Origin of the sequence: Nonomuraea muscovyensis (assembly GCF_014207745.1) — a bacterium.
GTDB lineage: Bacteria > Actinomycetota > Actinomycetes > Streptosporangiales > Streptosporangiaceae > Nonomuraea > Nonomuraea muscovyensis.
Genome location: NZ_JACHJB010000001.1, coordinates 146076 through 162243, shown reverse-complemented (window position 1 = coordinate 162243; position 16168 = coordinate 146076). Strand labels below are relative to the sequence as shown.

Genomic DNA, 16168 nt, shown 5'->3' with positions numbered 1-16168 from the left:
GAAGGTTTTCGCCATCGAGCCCGCGGGACGGACGCGTCCCGGACGCCCGTGATGGCGAGGGGGCGAACCCCGCCGTCACGCCGCCGTCAGGGGACCTCGCGCTCGCAGAGGGTGACGGAGAGGGTGCGCTGGCGGACCACGGGGGAGGTGATCCGCAGGGTGACGTTGTGGGTCCCGCCCGCGCTCTCCAGGCTGCGGGGCGCGGTCAGGGCCAGCCTGCCGTTCCGCGCGACGGTGGCCGAGGTCTGGCCGACCATGGTGCCGTCGTAGATCCAGGCGTACCTGAACGTGAGAGGCCCGCCCGTGCGCACCACCAGCGCGCGCGGGGTCACCTGGCCGCCCGCCCAGCAGTCGCCGTTCGGGGTGCCGGTCGCGCGGAGGTAGCCCACCCTGAGCCGGTCGGCCGCCTCCGTGGCGGTGGGGTCGGTCGTGCCCGTGCCGGTGGGGGAGGCGTCGCCGGGCGAAGGGTCGGCGGTGCCCGCCGGCGTGGGGGTGCGCGTCCTGCGCGGCCGCTGCGTGGGTGAGGCGTCACGGGAGGCGGCCGACGAGGGTTCGGCCGAGGCGCTCGGCAGGGACTGCGACTTGGGCTGCGGCGAGGTCGGGGTGAGCCAGACGATCACGCCCGCCAGCGCCAGGGCGGACACGCCGGAGGCCCCCGCGATGGCCACGGTCTTCCCCCGCCGCCGCTTCGGCGCGGGCTCGGCGGGGTGCCGGTCGCTCTCCTCGGGCTGCCACGGCTCCTCGGCCGGTGAGGCCGTCGCGGCGTCCCGCGGCGGCCACACCATCGCCCCCGGCGCCGTCGCCACGGCTGCCCGGTCCTGCCAGGGCGCCGGTCCTTGGGGGCCGGGCTGCGGGCGGCCGTCCAGCCGGGGCGCGAAGTCGTGGGTCTGCGACCCGGTCGCCGGATCCCGGCGCGGGAGGGCGGCGGCCCGATGCGGGAGGGGATCGGCTTCCCGGCTGTGCCAGAGGCCGGGCTCCGGAGAGCCGGGCTCGAAGGGGGCCGTGGGTTGTCCGTGGGCGGCGGACGGCACACCGGGCGATACGGGGGTCGGTGACGCGTCGGGCGGCGTTCCGGGTGACGTGGCCGTCCGCGACGCGGGCTGGGGCCGGTGGGGCGCCTCGGCCGGGAGGGCGGCGGCGGGGGGAGTCGCGTACGGGTCGGGGTCCTGGTCGGCGAGCAGGCGCGGCAGGACGTCCCGCATGGCCGGGCGGGCGGTGGGGTCCTTGACCAGGCAGGCCGCGACGACCGGGTGCAGCGGCTTCGGCAGCCCACCGAGCCGGGGCTCCTGGTGCAGGATGCGCCCGACGACCGCCGCCAGCGAGTCGTCGCCGAACGGCGGCACCCCCGTGGCCGCGACCACCATCACCGCCGCCCACGCGAACACGTCCGCCGCGGGCCCGCCGGGGTGCCCCGCCAACTGCTCCGGCGCCATGTACGCGGGCGTGCCCGCGAGGCCGCCGGTGGCCGCCCCGCCGCCGTCGAACACGGCCGACAGCCCGAAGTCGGTCACCCTCGGCCCGCCGGCGCCGAGCAGCACGTTCGCCGGCTTGAAGTCGCGGTGGACGAGGCCGGCCCGGTGGATCGCGGCCAGCGCCGTCGCGGTCGCCACCGCCAGCCGCTGCAGGTCGGCACCCGCCTGCGGTCCGGCCTCCCGCAGCGACGGCCCGTCGACGTACTCCGTCACCACGTACGGCCGGCCGGTGACGCCCGCGTCGAGGACCTGGGCGACGTACAGCGGCTCGACCCGGCGCGCGGCGGCGATCTCCTCGGCGAAGCGCTCGTCGCCGGTGACGCCGTCGCGCAGCACCTTGACGGCGACCGGCGCCCCGTTGGGCGCCTGGGCGAGGTAGACGACACCCTGACCGCCGACGCCCAGGCGACCGGCCAGCCGATAGGGTCCCACCGATGCCGGGTCGCCCTCGCGCAGAGGTTCGGCGTTGGGCATGAGGGGAGTGACTCCTGTGACGACAGGGACGGCGGACCTGCAGCACCTTAGCGTCAAAATTCGTGACATGTCGGCAGTTAAGATGATCAACGTCGGCAGGGAATGCGGGAAGGGAGGGCTCGCATGCGGTCGCTCGACGACTACGTCCGGGGTGTGACGGACGGCTCCCGCACCTGGATCGCCCGCGCGATCACGCTGGTGGAGTCCAGCAGGCCCGACCACGCCGCGCTCGCCCAGCGCCTGCTCGTGGAGCTGACCCCGCTGGCCGGGAGGGCCCGGCGCGTCGGCGTCTCGGGGGTGCCCGGTGTGGGCAAGTCCACGTTCATCGACGCGCTGGGCGTCCTGCTGACCGGCCGGGGGCACCGGGTGGCCGTGCTCGCCGTGGACCCGTCCTCCACCAGGACCGGCGGCAGCATCCTCGGCGACAAGACACGCATGTCGCGCCTGGCGGCCGACCCGTCGGCGTTCATCCGGCCCTCGCCCACCTCCGGCACCCTGGGCGGTGTCACCAAGGCCACCAGGGAGGCGATGGTGGTGGTGGAGGCGGCCGGCTTCGACGTCGTCCTCGTCGAGACGGTCGGAGTCGGGCAGTCGGAGACGGCGGTGGCCGACATGGTCGACACGTTCCTGCTGCTCACGCTCGCCCGTACCGGCGACCAGCTCCAGGGCATCAAGAAGGGCGTGCTGGAGCTGGCGGACGTCATCGCGGTGAACAAGGCGGACGGCGAGCACCGGCTCGCGGCCCGCAAGGCCGCGCGCGAGCTCGCCGGGGCGCTGCGGATGCTCCGCTCCGACACCGTGCCGCCGCCGGTGCTCACCTGTAGCGGGCAGACCGGCGACGGCCTGCCCGAGCTGTGGGAGCAGGTCCTGGAACACCAGGCAGGGCTCGACCTCGCCGCCAAGCGGCGCCGCCAGCAGGTCCAGTGGACGTGGACGCTCGTCCACGACCGTCTCCTGGCCGAGTTGCGCAACGACCCGGAGGTGGCGGCCATCGCCGGACAGGTGGAGGCGGAGGTCCTGGCCGGCACCCTCACCCCGGCCCTCGCCGCGGACCGCCTCCTGTCGGCCTTCAAACGCCCCTGACCCGCTCGGCCTGCGTTGCCGCCGCGTCGCCCCGCGCCGCCGTGCGGGTCTTCGGGCCAGGAAAGGCTTCGGGGCTCAAAAAAGAACGACCGGTCGGTCGTGTATAGTCGCGGGCATGGCCGACACCAAGACGGACGGTCGCCGGGCTCGCGGGGAGCGGAGCCGGGAGGCGATTCTGGAGCGGGCCGTGGCGCTCGCCTCGGTCCACGGGCTCGACGGGCTGACGCTGGGCAGGCTGGCCGAGGCCGCCGGGGTCAGCAAGTCCGGGTTCTTCGCGCACTGGCGCGACAAGGAGCAGCTCCAGCTCGACGCCGTCGACTGGGCCGGCCGTCAGTGGACCGAGTGGATCGTCAAGCCCGCGCTCAGGGAGCCTCCCGGCGTGCGGCGCCTCGTGGCGCTGCACGAGGCGCGCCTGGCGTTCTACGCCGCATCGGTGCTGCCCGGCGGCTGCTTCTTCTTCGTCGCGCAGGTCGAGTTCGACGACCACCCCGGCCCGGTGCGCGACCGGATCGCCAAGGCCGTGTCCGACTGGCTCGGCTTCATCGAGCGGCAGGTGGCCGAGGCCGTCGCTCTCGGAGAGCTGCCGCCCGGCACCGACGCCGCCCAGCTCGCGTACGAGATCGACGCCCTCGGCGAGGCCGCCGTCATCCACACCCGGCTGCTCGGCCACGACCTCGCCTACACCCGCGCCCGCCGGGCCGTGCTGCAGCGGCTGCGGGCCCTCGCCATCGACCCGTCCCTGCTTCCGGAGGACCCCGCGTGACCCAGACCCGCCCCGTGCACATCCACTTCGACGACCTCGACGCGATGGGCCTGCTGCACAACTCCCGCTACGCCCTGCTCGTCGAGCGCGCCATCTCGGCGTACTGGGCGGAACTGGGATGGAACTTCGACCCCGCGGTGTCCCGCTTCAAGGACGTCTTCCTCGCCGTCCGCGAATTCAAGATCACCTACAGCGCGCCGATCGCCGGGGCGGGGGAGGTGCTGGTGGAGTTCTGGATGGACAAGCTGGGGCGCACCAGCGGCGTCTACGGCTTCCAGATCCTGTCGGCCGACCGGTCCACCACGCACGCGGAGGGCTACCGGGTCAACGTCAACCTTGATCCCGCGACCCTGCGCCCCACCCCCTTCACCGCCGAGACCCGCGCCGCCGCCGAGCCGCTGCTGCGTGCCCCGTCCCTGGCCTGACCGTCGGTCCGGGCCCACCGACTATCGGCGGCCCGTGCCTGGCCGGCCGCCCGCGGGCGCGGGCCCCGCGCCGCCGGGAGGCCGGGGCGAGCACCTCGCGTGCCCGCCCCGGCGTGTCGCGCTACGCGGGCTGGTCGTAGAACCCGTCCAGCGTGTCGCCGTACCGCGTCTCGACGGCCTTGCGCTTGATCTTGAGACTGGGCGTGAGCTCGCCGGACTCTACGCTGAAGTCCTCCGCCAGGATGGCGAACTTCTTGACCGTCGCGTAGCTCGCCTCCTCCGCGTTGACCTGTGCGACGGCCCGCTCGACCTCCTCACGCATGCGCGGGTGCTCGCGCAGCGCCTCGGCGTCGAGCGGCAGGCCCTCGGCCTGCGCCCACGGCCGGACCACCTCCATGTCGAGCGTGATCAGCGCCGTGCAGTAGTTGCGCCGGTCGCCGTGCACGAACACGTGCGACGCGTACGGGCAGGCGGCCTTGATCCGGCCCTCCAGATAGGTGGGCGCGACGTACTTGCCGCCGGAGGTCTTGATCAGCTCCTTCTTGCGGTCGGTGATGGTCAGCCGGCCCTCGGAGTCGACCTCGCCGATGTCGCCGGTGTGCAGCCAGCCGTCCTTCAGCGCCTCGGCCGTGTCCTCGGGCAGGCCGTGGTAGCCGCGCATGATGCCGCGCCCGCCGATCAGCACCTCCCCGTCGTCGGCGATCCGCACCTGCGTGCCCGGCAGCGGCGGCCCGACCGTGCCGAACCGCACCGTCTCGGGCCGGTTGAGGAAGCTGCCCGCCGACGACTCCGTCAGGCCGTACCCCTCCAGGATCGTCAGGCCCGCCGCGTCGAAGAACTCGGCGATGTCCTGGGACAGCGGCGCGGCGCCCGAGATGAAGTAGCGGATGCGCCCGCCGAAGCGTTCGCGCAGCTTGGCGAAGACCAGCCGGTCGGCCAGCGCGTACTCCAGGCGGGTGGTGGCCGGGATCGCCGCGCCGCGCTGCCGGGCCTTGACCACGCGCAGGCCGGTCGCGCGCGCCCAGGTGAAGATGCGCAGCTTGAGCCCGCCCTCGCGGCGCACGGTCGCCGTCACCGTGTTGTGGATCTTCTCGAAGATACGCGGAGCCGCCGCCATGAGGGTCGGCCTCAGCTCGCCGAGGTTCTCGGCGATCTTGTCGAGGCGGCCGTCGATCGCCGTCGGCACGCCGATGTCGATCATCACGACCTCCAGCAGCTTGCCGAACGAGTGCGACAGCGGCAGCCACAGGAAGTGCAGGTCGTCGGGGGAGATCAGCCCCAGCTCGCGGACGGCGCCGCCGGTGTAGAGCCAGTTGTCGTGGGTCAGCTCCACGCCCTTGGGCCGGCCGGTGGTGCCGGAGGTGTAGATCAGCGTCGCCAGGCCGTCCTGGGGGATCGCGTCGACCATCGCGTCGTAGTCGCGCTCGCCGTCGCCCAGGCCGGGCAGCGCGTCGAAGCGCACCACCCAGCCGTCGTCGCTGGGGGTGCCGTCGATGACGACGACCTTCGTCACGTCGGGGAGTTCCTTCTGCACCGACCTGATCTTCGCCACCTGGTCGTCGTTCTCGGCGATGACGATCGTGCTGCCCGAGTCGGTGATGACGAACGCCGACTCGGCGGCGGTGTTGGACGGGTAGATCGTGGTGGTGGCCGCGCCCGTGGACAGCACCGCCAGGTCGGCGAGGATCCATTCGAGCCTGGTGGAGCTGAGGAGGGCCACCCGAGTGTCGGGGCCGGCGCCGATGGCGGCCAGGCCGAGTGCCAGCTCACGGACGCGTTCGCCCACCTCTCGCCAGGACGCCGAGGTCCAGCCGCCGTCTGACGGTGTCCGGTACGCCTCGGCGTCGGGGGTGGCCGCGATGCGGTCGCGCAGCAGGGAGGGAATGCTCGACATGCCTGTCCTCCTGGGAGTGATGCTGCCGACTCTAGGACGATCGCGGGCCGTGAGTCGATGTCCTGATCAACACGTGTCGGCAACGGAACGAGGCAGCGTGGTGACGGCGCCGTGCGGGCCGGCGGTGCGCACCTCCCAGGCGCCGCACCCGCAACGCAGGTAGGACACGACGCCCTCGGAGGTGCGGTGGCAGGAGACGACGGTGAGCGACAGCGGGTCGTGGAGCGGGCCGGTGTGCATGAACTCCAATCTGATGTAATGGCCTTATGCATTTCAATGCTTACGGCGGCAACGGGGCGGCCCTTTCGGCGGCGCTGGTCAACGCCGGGGAGTTCACCCCCGAGGCGATCGAGCCGCTGCTGGTCGAGCACGAGATGGTCCGCACCGCGCTGGACGCGGCCCAGGCCGCCGAGCTGGGGGAGTGGGCACGGCTGCTCGACCCGGTCTTCGGCGAGGCCGACCCGGACGCGCAGATCAAGCTGGTCAACGGCCTGCTCGACATCAGCGCGACCAAGCCGTACGTGAGCAACCACGACGGCCTTGCGCCCCACCTGCACTTCTCCTCGGCGGAGGGCGACATCGTCTCGCGGGCGAAGGACACCACCGCGGGCGGGCTGGCCATGGCCATCTCGTTCTCCGACGGCAGGCGGCTGGGCCGGTGCGACAGGTCCGGCTGCGACACGGTCTACGTCGACACCTCGCGCAACGGGCGGCGCAGGTTCTGCTCCCTGGCCTGCGCCAACCGGGTCAACGTGGCTGCCCACCGGGCAAGGGGCTCCTAGCCGGCAGCCGAATTGACGACTAGGGATCAATCGGGCGATAGTGTGGCTGATGGCTGCCCCCCGGATGATCTCCTGCGCGCTCGTACTCGCGACCCTGACGCTCAGCGCGTGCTCCGCGACGGCCTCCGGGCCGTCGGGCGGCTCGCCCACCGCCGGCGGAATGGCCGGCGGGCCGGGAGCGCCCTCCGCCGACGGGCCGTCGGCCTCCGCCGCGCCCAGCGTGAGCGCGCTCGCGCCCGAGGCGTACAAGGGCGAGCTCGAACCCCGGCACAAGGCGATGGCCGGCGCGCTCAAGAGCGTCGTCGGCGCCGGATCGGTGAAGTCGCTCAACTCACGCCTGGAGAAGGCCGGCGAGGAGCTGGACGGCGCCGCGACCGCGCTGGCCGCGCTGTCCCCGCCCGAGCAGGTGCGCCCGCAGCACGACGCCTACGTGTCGAGCCTGCGCGAGTTCGCCACCGGCCTCTCGGCCGCCGCAGGCAAGGTCGGCAGCCGCGACCTGTGCACCTCCTCGGCCGTGCTGACCGACCTCGACGACCAGCTCAAGGCGCTCGACAAGGCCGGCGAGGCGCTGCAGGACGCCGGCGACTACCCGGCCGACGTGGTCACGGTCAAGGCCAAGAACAAGCAGTCGAGACGGCTCGGCAACGGCACGTTCATCCGCCGCGGCGGCCTGGGCGGCCGCAGCTCGCTGCAGATCCACAACGGCGACAGCCGCGACGCGGTGGTGACGCTCGTGCGCGGCAAGACCAAGGCACTCAGCGTGTACGTGCGCAAGAAGGCGAAGTACAAGATCCAGGGCGTCGGCGACGGCAGCTACAAGATCTACTTCACGCACGGCGTCGACTGGGACGGCAAGAGCCGCGCCTTCACCCGCGACTGCGGCTTCGAGCGGTTCCAGGAGACCGTGAAGTTCAAGACCACGTACACGGCGACGCGGATCCGCTGGCACGACTGGCGGATCACCCTGCACGCGATCAGCGGCGGCAACGCCAAGACCACGGGCGTGGACCCGGAGGACTTCCCGTCCTGACCGCGCCTCGGCCGCGATCCGAACGGATCGCGGCGACCGCCGCCCCCCCGCGACGGCGGTCATGGGTGGCAGATGGCGCAGGTGACGCGGCAGTCGACGATGGCGGCCAAGGGTGGCCATCTCGTGGGGCCCTTCTCGGCGAGCCGCGGGAAATCCATAACGTACGTCGCTGGGTGCTGGAATACTGACCAATAGTCATGTCTCATTCGCGTACACAGGTTTTCGCGCACCTCTCCGCCCCCAACGCTTCCCTCTACCGCCGCATCATGGCCGTCTTCCTGGCCAACAAGCGCCGCTTCGTGGTGCATCTGCGTCCGGAAGACATAGCGGAGGAGCTGCACGCCGACGGAGGCGAGGCGGTCACGCAGGCGCAGGTGGACGAGGCGCTGAAAAAGCTGGACGAGTGGGACAACCTGCGCGCCGACCCCGACACCGGCCGGGTCACCACGGTCGAGGACTTCTACCGCGCCCGTTTTCTCTACCAGCTCAGCCGGGAAGGCGAAGCCGCCGAGCGGGCGCTGGAGTTGTTCGACCGTGAGCTGGGCCGCAGGGGCGAGCTGCAGGCGGTCGCGCTGGAGGACATCAGGGTGCGCCTGCACGCCCTGACCGGTATGGACGGTGAGCAGGATCCGGCCGTCGTGCACAACCTGCTGCTGGAGATCATGAGCCGGCTGGACAGCCTGGCGGCCAACGCCAGCGCGTTCATGGGCGGCCTGCAGCGCACGATCGACCTGCAGGATGTCGAGGAAGAGGCGTTCCTGGCCTACAAGGACCGGCTCATCGCCTACCTGGAGCGGTTCGTCTCCGAGCTGGTGGTCAAGGCGTTCGACATCGCCGACATGATCCGTAGGCTGACGCATGTGGACGACCTGTTGCGGCTGGCCGCCGAGCGCGAGGCGGCCGACGTCGCGCCGGGTGAGGAGGATCGGCCGGGTGAGGCCGCCGCGGCGAAGCTGGCCGAGTGGCGTGACCGCTGGTCGGGGCTGCGGTCGTGGTTCGTCGGTGACCGCACGCATCCCTGCCAGGCCGAGCTGCTGCGGATGCGGACCCGGCAGGCGATTCCCGACCTGCTGGCGACCATCAGCGTGCTGCAGGAGCGGCGTTCCGGGCGCAGCGACCGCTCGGCCGACTTCCGCACGCTGGCGCGATGGTTCGCGCAGTCCCCTACCGAAGCCGACGCGCACCGGCTGTGGCGGGCGGCGTTCGGGCTCACCTCCGCGCGGCACCTGACCGTCGAGGCCGAGGAGGACGACTCCGTCACCTCCACCACGAGCTGGCTGGACGCGCCGCAGGCGGAGATCTCGGTACGGCTGCGCGCCACCGGCCACTACGCCAAGCGCGGTGCTCCCCGCAAGGTCGTCGACCGTAGCGCGGAGCGGGAGGAACTGGCCGCGTTCGTGGCCGCCGAGCGTGAGCAGACCGAGCTGGCCAGAAAGCGCCTGGCCACCGGCCGCCCCACGCCGCTCAGCGCCTTCCCCGAGCTGGATCCGGTGGAGTTCCGCCTGTTCCTGCGGCTGCTGGGCGAAGCGCTGGCGCTCGGCCCCGGCGAGGTGACGACCAGGACCGCCGACGGCGCGCTGGAGATCAGATTGCGGCCACGAGACGGCTGGGCGGAGATCCGCACCGAAGAAGGCGTGCTGCGTGGCCCCGACCACGAACTGACCATCATCGACCGGGTGGCGGGAGCGCATGGCTGAGGAGTTCCGCGACGTTCTCGACGCCGACAGGGAGGAAGGCCGGCGCCGGGCCGTCCGCGCGCTGCTGCGCCATCCGTTGCTCACCCCGACGCATCCGGACTTCCGCCTGGTCCGTACCCACCAGGGCTGGCTGGCCGACTGGTTCGCCCGGGAGACCGGCTGGACTTTGCATGCCGACACCGCGGTGGCCAGGCTCCGTAAGATCCCCGCGAGGCACGGCGACGGCACCCGCTCGGCGCAGGTGAAGAAGAACGTCCCGTTCAGCCGCCGCCGTTACGCCCTGGCATGCCTGGCGCTGGCGGTGCTGGAACGTGCCGACGGGCAGGTCACGCTGGGCTGGCTGGCAGAGCGGATGCTGGCCATCGCCGGTGATCCCGGCCTGGTCGAGGCCGGGATGGTGTTCACGCTCGGCACCCGCGAGGAGCGCGCCGACCTGGCCACCGTCGCGGCGCTGCTGATCAACGAGGGCGTGCTCGGCAAGGTCGCCGGAGATGAGGCGGCGTTCGTCAGCGGCTCCGGCGACGCGCTCTACGACGTCAACCGCAAGGTGCTGGCCGTCCTGCTGGTGACCAGGCGCGGGCCGTCCACTGTCCAGGCCGGAGAGCTGCACGAGCGGCTGGTCGCGATCACCGAGGACGTACTGCCCGACACCGACGACGGGCGCAACCGGCTGATCCGCCACACGCTGACCCGCCGCCTGCTGGACGACCCCGTGCTCTACTACCGGGAGCTGACCGAGGCCGAACGCGCCTACCTGGAACGCCAGCGAGGCCCGCTGCTCAAGCGGCTCGTCGAGGGCACCGGGTTCGTCGCCGAGGTTCGGGCGGAGGGCATCGCGTTGCTCGACCCGACCAGGGAAGCCACCGATCTCGGCATGCCCGAAGAGGGCACCGACGGTCACGCGACCCTCCTGCTCGCCGATTTCCTGGCTCAACACCTGCGGATGTACCCGGACGTTCCGGTGGAGGTCGCCGCGGCCAGGGCGGAGATGGAGCGGCTTGCCGTACGGCATCGCGGACTGTGGCGCAAGAACGCCTCGGCGGCCGAGCTGACCGTGGGCGCGATCCACCGCCTGGACGCCCTGGGCCTGATCCACGTCCGCGGCGAGTCGCTGATCCCTCTCCCCGCGCTGGCCCGCTTCGGCTTCGGCGAGCCGACCATCACCGGAAAGAAGGGCGCATGAGCCTCCCCACCGCCATCACGGCGCGCTGGCAGCCGCTGCGTACCGGGCTCGTGGATCTGTTCTACTACGACGACCAGGAGTTCCGGTTCCGCGACGGCCGGATCCTGTTCCGCGGCAACAACGGCACGGGCAAGTCCAAGGTGCTGGCGCTGACGCTGCCGTTCCTGCTGGACGGCGAGTTGTCGCCGAGCCGGGTGGAGCCCGACGGCGACCCGGCCAAGCGCATGGAGTGGAACCTGCTGCTCGGTGGGCGCTACGAGGAGCGGACCGGGTACACCTGGCTGGAGTTCGGACGGGTGGCCGGCGACGGTGAGCAGGTCTTCCTCACCGTGGGATGCGGGCTGAAAGCCGTCAAGGGCAAAGGCATCGCCGACCGGTGGTTCTTCGTCACCGACCGGCGGGTAGGGGACGAACTCTTCCTCATCGGGCCGAACGGGACCGTCCTGACGAAGGACCGCCTCACCGAGGCCATCGGCACGCGCGGCCAGGTCGTCACCCAGGCGTCGGCGTACCGGCGGCTGCTGGACGAGCGCCTGTTCCATCTGGGGGTCGAGCGCTACGAGGCGCTGGTCAGCCTGCTCATCCAGCTCCGGCAGCCGCACCTGACCAAGAAGCCGGACGAGAAGAAGCTGTCCGGCGCCCTCTCGCAGGCGCTCGCTCCCATGGACCAGGCGCTCATCGCCGACGTCGCCGCCGCCTTCCACGACCTGGAGCAGCAGCGCGACGAACTGGCCGCGCTGCGTGACACCCGCGACCACGTGGACCGCTTCTTGTCCCGCTACCAGCGCTACGCGGCGGTCGCCGCGCGCAGGCAGAGCCGAGGGGTACGGCTGGCGCACTCGGCCTACGAACACGTCAACCGTGATCTGTCCACCGTCGCCGAGTCGATCGCGCGGGCCACCCGCGAGGAGCACGAGAGCGCCGAACGCCTGGAGACGGCGGCCACACTGCTGGCCGAGCAGCAGGCCGTACGGGAAGAACTGGCCGGGGACACGCGGATCAAGGACCTCGACACCGCCGAACGCTACGCCGACGAGGCGGACGAGGCGGCGGCCGCCGCCGTGGCGGCGGTCGAGACGGCACAGGCCACCCTGGCCAAACGGCGCGGCAAGCACGCCGAAGCGGTGACCGAGGCCGGCCTCGCCGAACAGGCGCTGCTGGCCCGTACCCGGGAGGCCGCGCCGCCGGCCGAACGCGCCGGCCTGGCCACGGCCCACGGAGAGTTGCTGGCCGCGCTCACCGATCCGGCCGCCGAAGCCCGCGCCCGCGCCGCCGTGGACACCCGCGGACAGGCCGTCGCCCACGTGGCCAAGCTGGCCGAGACGGCCACGGCCCGCGAGCGGGACGTCGTCGCCGCACGCACCCTGCTCGTCCAGCGGGAAGGCGAACGGGACCGGGCGGCGGACCGGCTGGAGCGGACCCGCGCCGAGGTGGCCGCGGCCTGCGCCGCGCACGTGAGCGCCTGGCGGCAGTACGGCCTCGGCCTGCGCGAGATCGCCCTGCCCCATCCCGACGACCTCGACCTGAGCGGCTGGGCGCAGACCTTGGCAGGGCCGCATCCGGCCGAGGCGGCCCTGCGGGAGGCGGGCAACCGCGCCGCCCGCGAACTGGCGCACGCCGTCGCCGCCGCCACCCAGCGCCTGGAGCAACGCCGCGCCGAACTGGACGAGCTGGCCGCGGAACGCGACCGGCTGGCCGCAGGTGAGCTCGCCCGGCCGCGCGTGCCGTACACGCGCGGTGAAGGTGTGCGGGAAGGACAGCCTGGCGCGCCGCTGTGGGCCCTGGTGGACTTCCGGGAGGAGGTCGGCCCCCGCGACCGCGCGGGACTGGAGGCGGCGCTCGAAGCTTCCGGCCTGCTGGATGCCTGGGTCACTCCGGACGGGAGGCTGCTCGACCCGCACGCGCACGACGTGATCGCGCTGCCCGGTGAGCCGGTCGGCGCCTCGCTCAGCCGGGTGCTGGTCACCGGCGACGACGCGGCGCGCGCCGTACTGGACGGTATCGGATGGGGGGAGCAGCCGGGCACCTACGTCTGCTCCGACGGGCGGTGGCGGCTCGGGCCGCTGCACGGCGCCTGGGCCAAGCCGGACGCCGAATACGTGGGCGCGGCCACACGGGAGGAAGCCAGGTTGCGGCGGCTGGCCGAACTGGCGACGCTCATCGCCGCGGCCGAAGAGCAGGTCGACGCCGCCCGGCAGGCGGTCGCTGCCCTGACCGCGCGCCAGGACACGCTCGCCGCCGAGCTGACCGATCATCCGCTCGACGACCAGGTCAGGTCGGCGCACGCCGCCCTCGGCGGAGCCGAGGAACGGCACGCCGACACCTGCACCGCCGTCGAGGAGCAGGCCGAGCAGGTGCGCTGGGCCGAAGACGACCTCGCCGCCGCACGAGCCGACCGCGATCGCGCCGCGGACGATCTCGGCCTGCCCGCCGACCCCGGCGACCTGGCCCAGGTCAGGGAGGACCTGGCCACCTACCGGCAGGCGCTCACCGAACTGGTGGCGGCCGGACGCTCGCATGCCGCGCGGCTGGCGGAGGTCCGGACGTGGGCCGAGGAACTGGCCATCGCCGAAGACGCGCTGCGCCGCTCGGAGGATGGCGAGCGCGAGGCCGCCAGGCGGGCGGCGCAGGAGCGCGCCAGGCTGGACACGCTCCGGGAGGCCATCGGCGCCTCGGTCGACGAGCTGCGCGAACGCCTCGCCGTCACAAAGACCCGCATCAACGAGCTGACCGCCGAGATCAAACGCCTGGACGGCGCGCACAGGAACGCGGTCACGGCCCGCGCCAAGGCCGAAGGCCGCCAGGAGCAGCTCCAGACGAATCTGGCGGAGGCCGTGGCCACCCGCGAGCAGGCGATCGACGCGCTGCGCCGCTTCGCCGACACCGGATTGCTGGAGGTGGCCTGCCGGATGGAGCAGCCCGGCTCATGGGCGCCCGACCCGGCAGTACGGCTCGCGCGCCGCGTCGAGCAGTCGCTCTCCGAGGTCGACGACTCCGACGAGGCGTGGCGACGGGTCCAGGACGAGATCACGCGCCGCTACAGCGAGCTGTCCGAGGCGCTCACCCGGCACGGACACCACGCCGTCGCCGGACTGTCCGACTGGTTCACGGTGACGATCCAGTTCCAGGGCAAGGAACGCCCGCCGGGCGAGCTGACCGCGCTGCTGTCGGCCGAACTCGACTACCGGGAGCGGACCCTGACCGCGCGCCAGCGCGAGATCGTCGAAGAGCACCTGGTCAACGACGTGGCGGCACACCTACAGCAGCTCATCGCCGACGCCGACGTGCAGGTCGCCGAGATGAACAAGGAGCTGGAGGAGCGGCCCACGTCGACCGGGATGCGGCTGCGCATGTCCTGGCTGCCGGACAAGGACGCCCCCGCAGGGCTTCCGGAGGCCCGCGCGAGGCTGCTGCGGCAGGGTGCCGAACTGTGGTCGCCCGCCGACCGGGCCGCGGTCGCCGACTTCCTGCAGGCCCAGATCGAGGCCGAGCGTGCCAAGGACCCGCACGGCACGTGGGCCGAGCACCTGCGCAGGGCGCTGGACTATCGCGCGTGGCACACCTTCGTCATCGAGCGTTACCAGGACGGCCGCTGGCGACCGGCCACCGGGCCGGCCTCGGGCGGCGAGCGGGTGCTGACCGTCTCGCTGCCGCTGTTCGCCGCCGCCTCCTCGCACTATCGCTCCGCGCATCCGCACGCGCCGCGCCTGGTGACGCTGGACGAGGCCTTCGCGGGAGTGGACGACGACGCCCGCGCCAAGTGCCTCGGCCTGCTCACCACGTTCGACCTGGACGTGGCGATGACCAGCGAACGCGAGTGGGGGTTCTACGCCACCGTGCCCGGCATCGCCACCCACCAGCTCGTCCGGCGCGACGGCATCGACGCGGTCCATGTGACGACCTGGGAGTGGGACGGGGTCCGCGCGGAGACCGTCGAGCGCGACGCCTCCGCCCGTGCTCCTCGCGAGCCGGCGGAGGACCGGCCCGTGGCGAGCGACCCGGCGAAGCACCAGCCTGAAGTGAGAGAGCCGGAGGAAGACGGCCTGTGGTGAGCGACCCGGCGGTGGGCCGGCCTGTGGTGAGCGACCCGGCGCGGCTGCGGCGCACCCTGGGCGCGGCCGGACTCGCCCGCGTCGTGGCCCGCTTCGCCGAGCGGCTGGAACACGGCCGGGACCTCTACGCTCCCCTCATCCTTCGCGAACCCACCGACACCGAGCGCCGCGCCGTCGCCGCCCTGCTCGGCCGCCGCGATCGTGGTGGGAGCGGCACGCTGAGCGTCGACCCGCGGGTGCTGGAGTCCGTGCTCGCCCGTGCCGGGATCTGCGACGACCTGCGGGAAGCGGTGCCGGCCCTGACCGGAGCCGTGCCGGTCCGCGCTGACGTGCGTGCCCGGGAGGAGGATGCCAGGGCCGAACTGCATGCCGTACTCGCCGGTTGCCGGCATGCGGGCGAGCCGTGGTTCGACGCGTGGGTCTCGGCGCTCCGCGCCGACGGCACCCTGACCAAGGCCGTACGCCAGGGCGGGACGCTCATCCGCCGGGCGCGTGCGGTGCTCGACCTGCTGCCCGCCGCCACCCTGCCTGTCAGCGTGCTGGCCGAGCAGGCCACCGGCGACACCAAGGCGCTGTCCGGGACGCCGCTGGCCAGGCTGGTGATGCGCGCTCTGGCCGCCCGCGAGAGCACTCCCGTGCCCAGCTCGGCACGCGAACGGCGCGAGCTCTGGGAGTCGGCGGGGGTGATCGTGGACGACCTGGCCAGCCAGGTGCTGGTGCTCGGGATCCGGGCGACCGGCTCGCCGCTGGCGGAGTGGCTGACCTCGGCCGCCGACCACGCCACGCCGTTCCGCATTACCTTGCACCAGCTCGTGGCCATGCCGCTGCGGGCCACCTCGCCCGAGGTGTACGTGTGCGAGAACCCCGCGGTGCTGCGTGCGGCGGTGGGGACCACGACCGCGCCGCTGATCTGCACCGAAGGCGTCCCCTCACTGGCCTGTGCGCGGCTGCTGGAGAGCTTCGCCGGACGGGTGCGATGGCGGGGCGATTTCGACTGGACCGGCCTGCGGACCACGGCTGCGGCCATCGCCCGCTACGGTGCCGTGCCGTGGCGGATGGACGCGCTCACCTACGAGGAGGCGTTGGGCCGGGGCGAGTCCGAACCGCTGAAGGGCGCCGCCGTGCCGAGCCCGTGGGAGCCGGAGCTGACGCGGTGCATGACGGCCTCCGGACGGGCCGTGATGGAGGAGCGGCTCCTCACGGAACTGATCAGCGACCTGCGGTGACCGGGGTGCGGGCCCGCAAGCTGAGCGCTCGCGGAACGTCCATCCTTACGGCGCTGTGCCGCTTCCGCTCAGCTGCATCGGCCACTG

At 72.9% G+C, this 16168-nt stretch carries 12 protein-coding genes; 9 read left to right on the top strand and 3 right to left on the bottom strand.

All coding sequences use genetic code 11. The features are described from left to right. Positions 1 to 86: 86 nt before the first annotated feature. Positions 87 to 1946, bottom strand: coding sequence for a serine/threonine-protein kinase (locus FHU36_RS43970; RefSeq protein WP_246501894.1), 1860 nt, complete (start codon positions 1944 to 1946; stop codon positions 87 to 89). A 123-nt stretch (positions 1947 to 2069) separates the two neighbouring features. Between FHU36_RS43970 and meaB the strand changes: the two genes are divergently transcribed. The 3 genes from meaB to FHU36_RS00735 all read left to right on the top strand — a co-directional run bounded on the left by meaB (position 2070) and on the right by FHU36_RS00735 (position 4217). Continuing rightward, a complete protein-coding gene (meaB, locus tag FHU36_RS00745) occupies positions 2070 to 3029 on the top strand; it encodes a methylmalonyl Co-A mutase-associated GTPase MeaB (RefSeq protein WP_185081885.1) in 960 nt (319 codons plus the stop codon). A gap of 115 nt (positions 3030 to 3144) precedes the next feature. Then, positions 3145 to 3792, top strand: a complete 648-nt coding sequence (locus FHU36_RS00740; RefSeq protein ID WP_185081884.1) for a TetR/AcrR family transcriptional regulator — start codon at positions 3145 to 3147, stop codon at positions 3790 to 3792. Continuing rightward, entirely contained in the window at positions 3789 to 4217 is a 429-nt protein-coding gene (locus FHU36_RS00735) for an acyl-CoA thioesterase (RefSeq protein WP_312891380.1), read from the top strand. The genes FHU36_RS00740 and FHU36_RS00735 overlap by 4 nt, the downstream gene beginning before the upstream one ends. A 121-nt stretch (positions 4218 to 4338) precedes the next feature. On the opposite strand, the gene FHU36_RS00730 is transcribed toward FHU36_RS00735, so the two are convergent. Together FHU36_RS00730 and FHU36_RS00725 are read right to left on the bottom strand one after the other, a co-directional pair. Continuing rightward, on the bottom strand, positions 4339 to 6111 hold the full coding sequence (locus FHU36_RS00730) for an AMP-dependent synthetase/ligase (RefSeq protein ID WP_185081883.1): 1773 nt from the start codon (positions 6109 to 6111) through the stop codon (positions 4339 to 4341). Between the two features lie 66 nt (positions 6112 to 6177). Beyond that, complete coding sequence (locus tag FHU36_RS00725) at positions 6178 to 6351, bottom strand: hypothetical protein (protein ID WP_185081882.1); 174 nt, start codon at positions 6349 to 6351, stop codon at positions 6178 to 6180. A 26-nt stretch (positions 6352 to 6377) separates the two neighbouring features. Here FHU36_RS00725 and FHU36_RS00720 point away from each other — a divergent pair, with 26 nt between their 5' ends. From FHU36_RS00720 to FHU36_RS00695, 6 genes are all read left to right on the top strand, one after another. Beyond that, positions 6378 to 6893 carry a CGNR zinc finger domain-containing protein gene (locus FHU36_RS00720; RefSeq protein WP_185081881.1) on the top strand — a complete coding sequence of 172 codons (516 nt, stop codon included), beginning with the start codon at positions 6378 to 6380 and terminating at the stop codon, positions 6891 to 6893. 49 nt (positions 6894 to 6942) lie between these two features. After that, complete coding sequence (locus FHU36_RS00715) at positions 6943 to 7923, top strand: hypothetical protein (RefSeq protein WP_185081880.1); 981 nt, start codon at positions 6943 to 6945, stop codon at positions 7921 to 7923. Positions 7924 to 8120: 197 nt separating this feature from the next. Beyond that, on the top strand, positions 8121 to 9620 hold the full coding sequence (locus tag FHU36_RS00710) for a TIGR02677 family protein (protein WP_185081879.1): 1500 nt from the start codon (positions 8121 to 8123) through the stop codon (positions 9618 to 9620). Then, positions 9613 to 10803: a TIGR02678 family protein gene (locus FHU36_RS00705; RefSeq protein ID WP_185081878.1), complete on the top strand. Its 1191-nt coding sequence runs from the start codon at positions 9613 to 9615 to the stop codon at positions 10801 to 10803. Before FHU36_RS00710 ends, FHU36_RS00705 begins: the two co-directional genes overlap by 8 nt. Continuing rightward, complete coding sequence (locus FHU36_RS00700; protein WP_185081877.1) at positions 10800 to 14855, top strand: TIGR02680 family protein; 4056 nt, start codon at positions 10800 to 10802, stop codon at positions 14853 to 14855. Before FHU36_RS00705 ends, FHU36_RS00700 begins: the two co-directional genes overlap by 4 nt. Next, positions 14852 to 16081: a TIGR02679 family protein gene (locus FHU36_RS00695; RefSeq protein WP_312891379.1), complete on the top strand. Its 1230-nt coding sequence runs from the start codon at positions 14852 to 14854 to the stop codon at positions 16079 to 16081. The genes FHU36_RS00700 and FHU36_RS00695 overlap by 4 nt, the downstream gene beginning before the upstream one ends. Positions 16082 to 16168: the final 87 nt, after the last annotated feature.

Coding starts and splice junctions, on each gene's coding strand:
- FHU36_RS00705 (WP_185081878.1), top strand. CDS start 9,613: ATGGCTGAGGAGTTCCGCGACGTTCTCGACGCCGACAGGGAGGAAGGC.
- meaB (WP_185081885.1), top strand. CDS start 2,070: ATGCGGTCGCTCGACGACTACGTCCGGGGTGTGACGGACGGCTCCCGC.
- FHU36_RS00720 (WP_185081881.1), top strand. CDS start 6,378: ATGCATTTCAATGCTTACGGCGGCAACGGGGCGGCCCTTTCGGCGGCG.
- FHU36_RS00710 (WP_185081879.1), top strand. CDS start 8,121: ATGTCTCATTCGCGTACACAGGTTTTCGCGCACCTCTCCGCCCCCAAC.
- FHU36_RS00730 (WP_185081883.1), bottom strand. CDS start 6,111: ATGTCGAGCATTCCCTCCCTGCTGCGCGACCGCATCGCGGCCACCCCC.
- FHU36_RS00740 (WP_185081884.1), top strand. CDS start 3,145: ATGGCCGACACCAAGACGGACGGTCGCCGGGCTCGCGGGGAGCGGAGC.
- FHU36_RS00715 (WP_185081880.1), top strand. CDS start 6,943: ATGGCTGCCCCCCGGATGATCTCCTGCGCGCTCGTACTCGCGACCCTG.
- FHU36_RS43970 (WP_246501894.1), bottom strand. CDS start 1,946: ATGCCCAACGCCGAACCTCTGCGCGAGGGCGACCCGGCATCGGTGGGA.
- FHU36_RS00700 (WP_185081877.1), top strand. CDS start 10,800: ATGAGCCTCCCCACCGCCATCACGGCGCGCTGGCAGCCGCTGCGTACC.
- FHU36_RS00725 (WP_185081882.1), bottom strand. CDS start 6,351: ATGCACACCGGCCCGCTCCACGACCCGCTGTCGCTCACCGTCGTCTCC.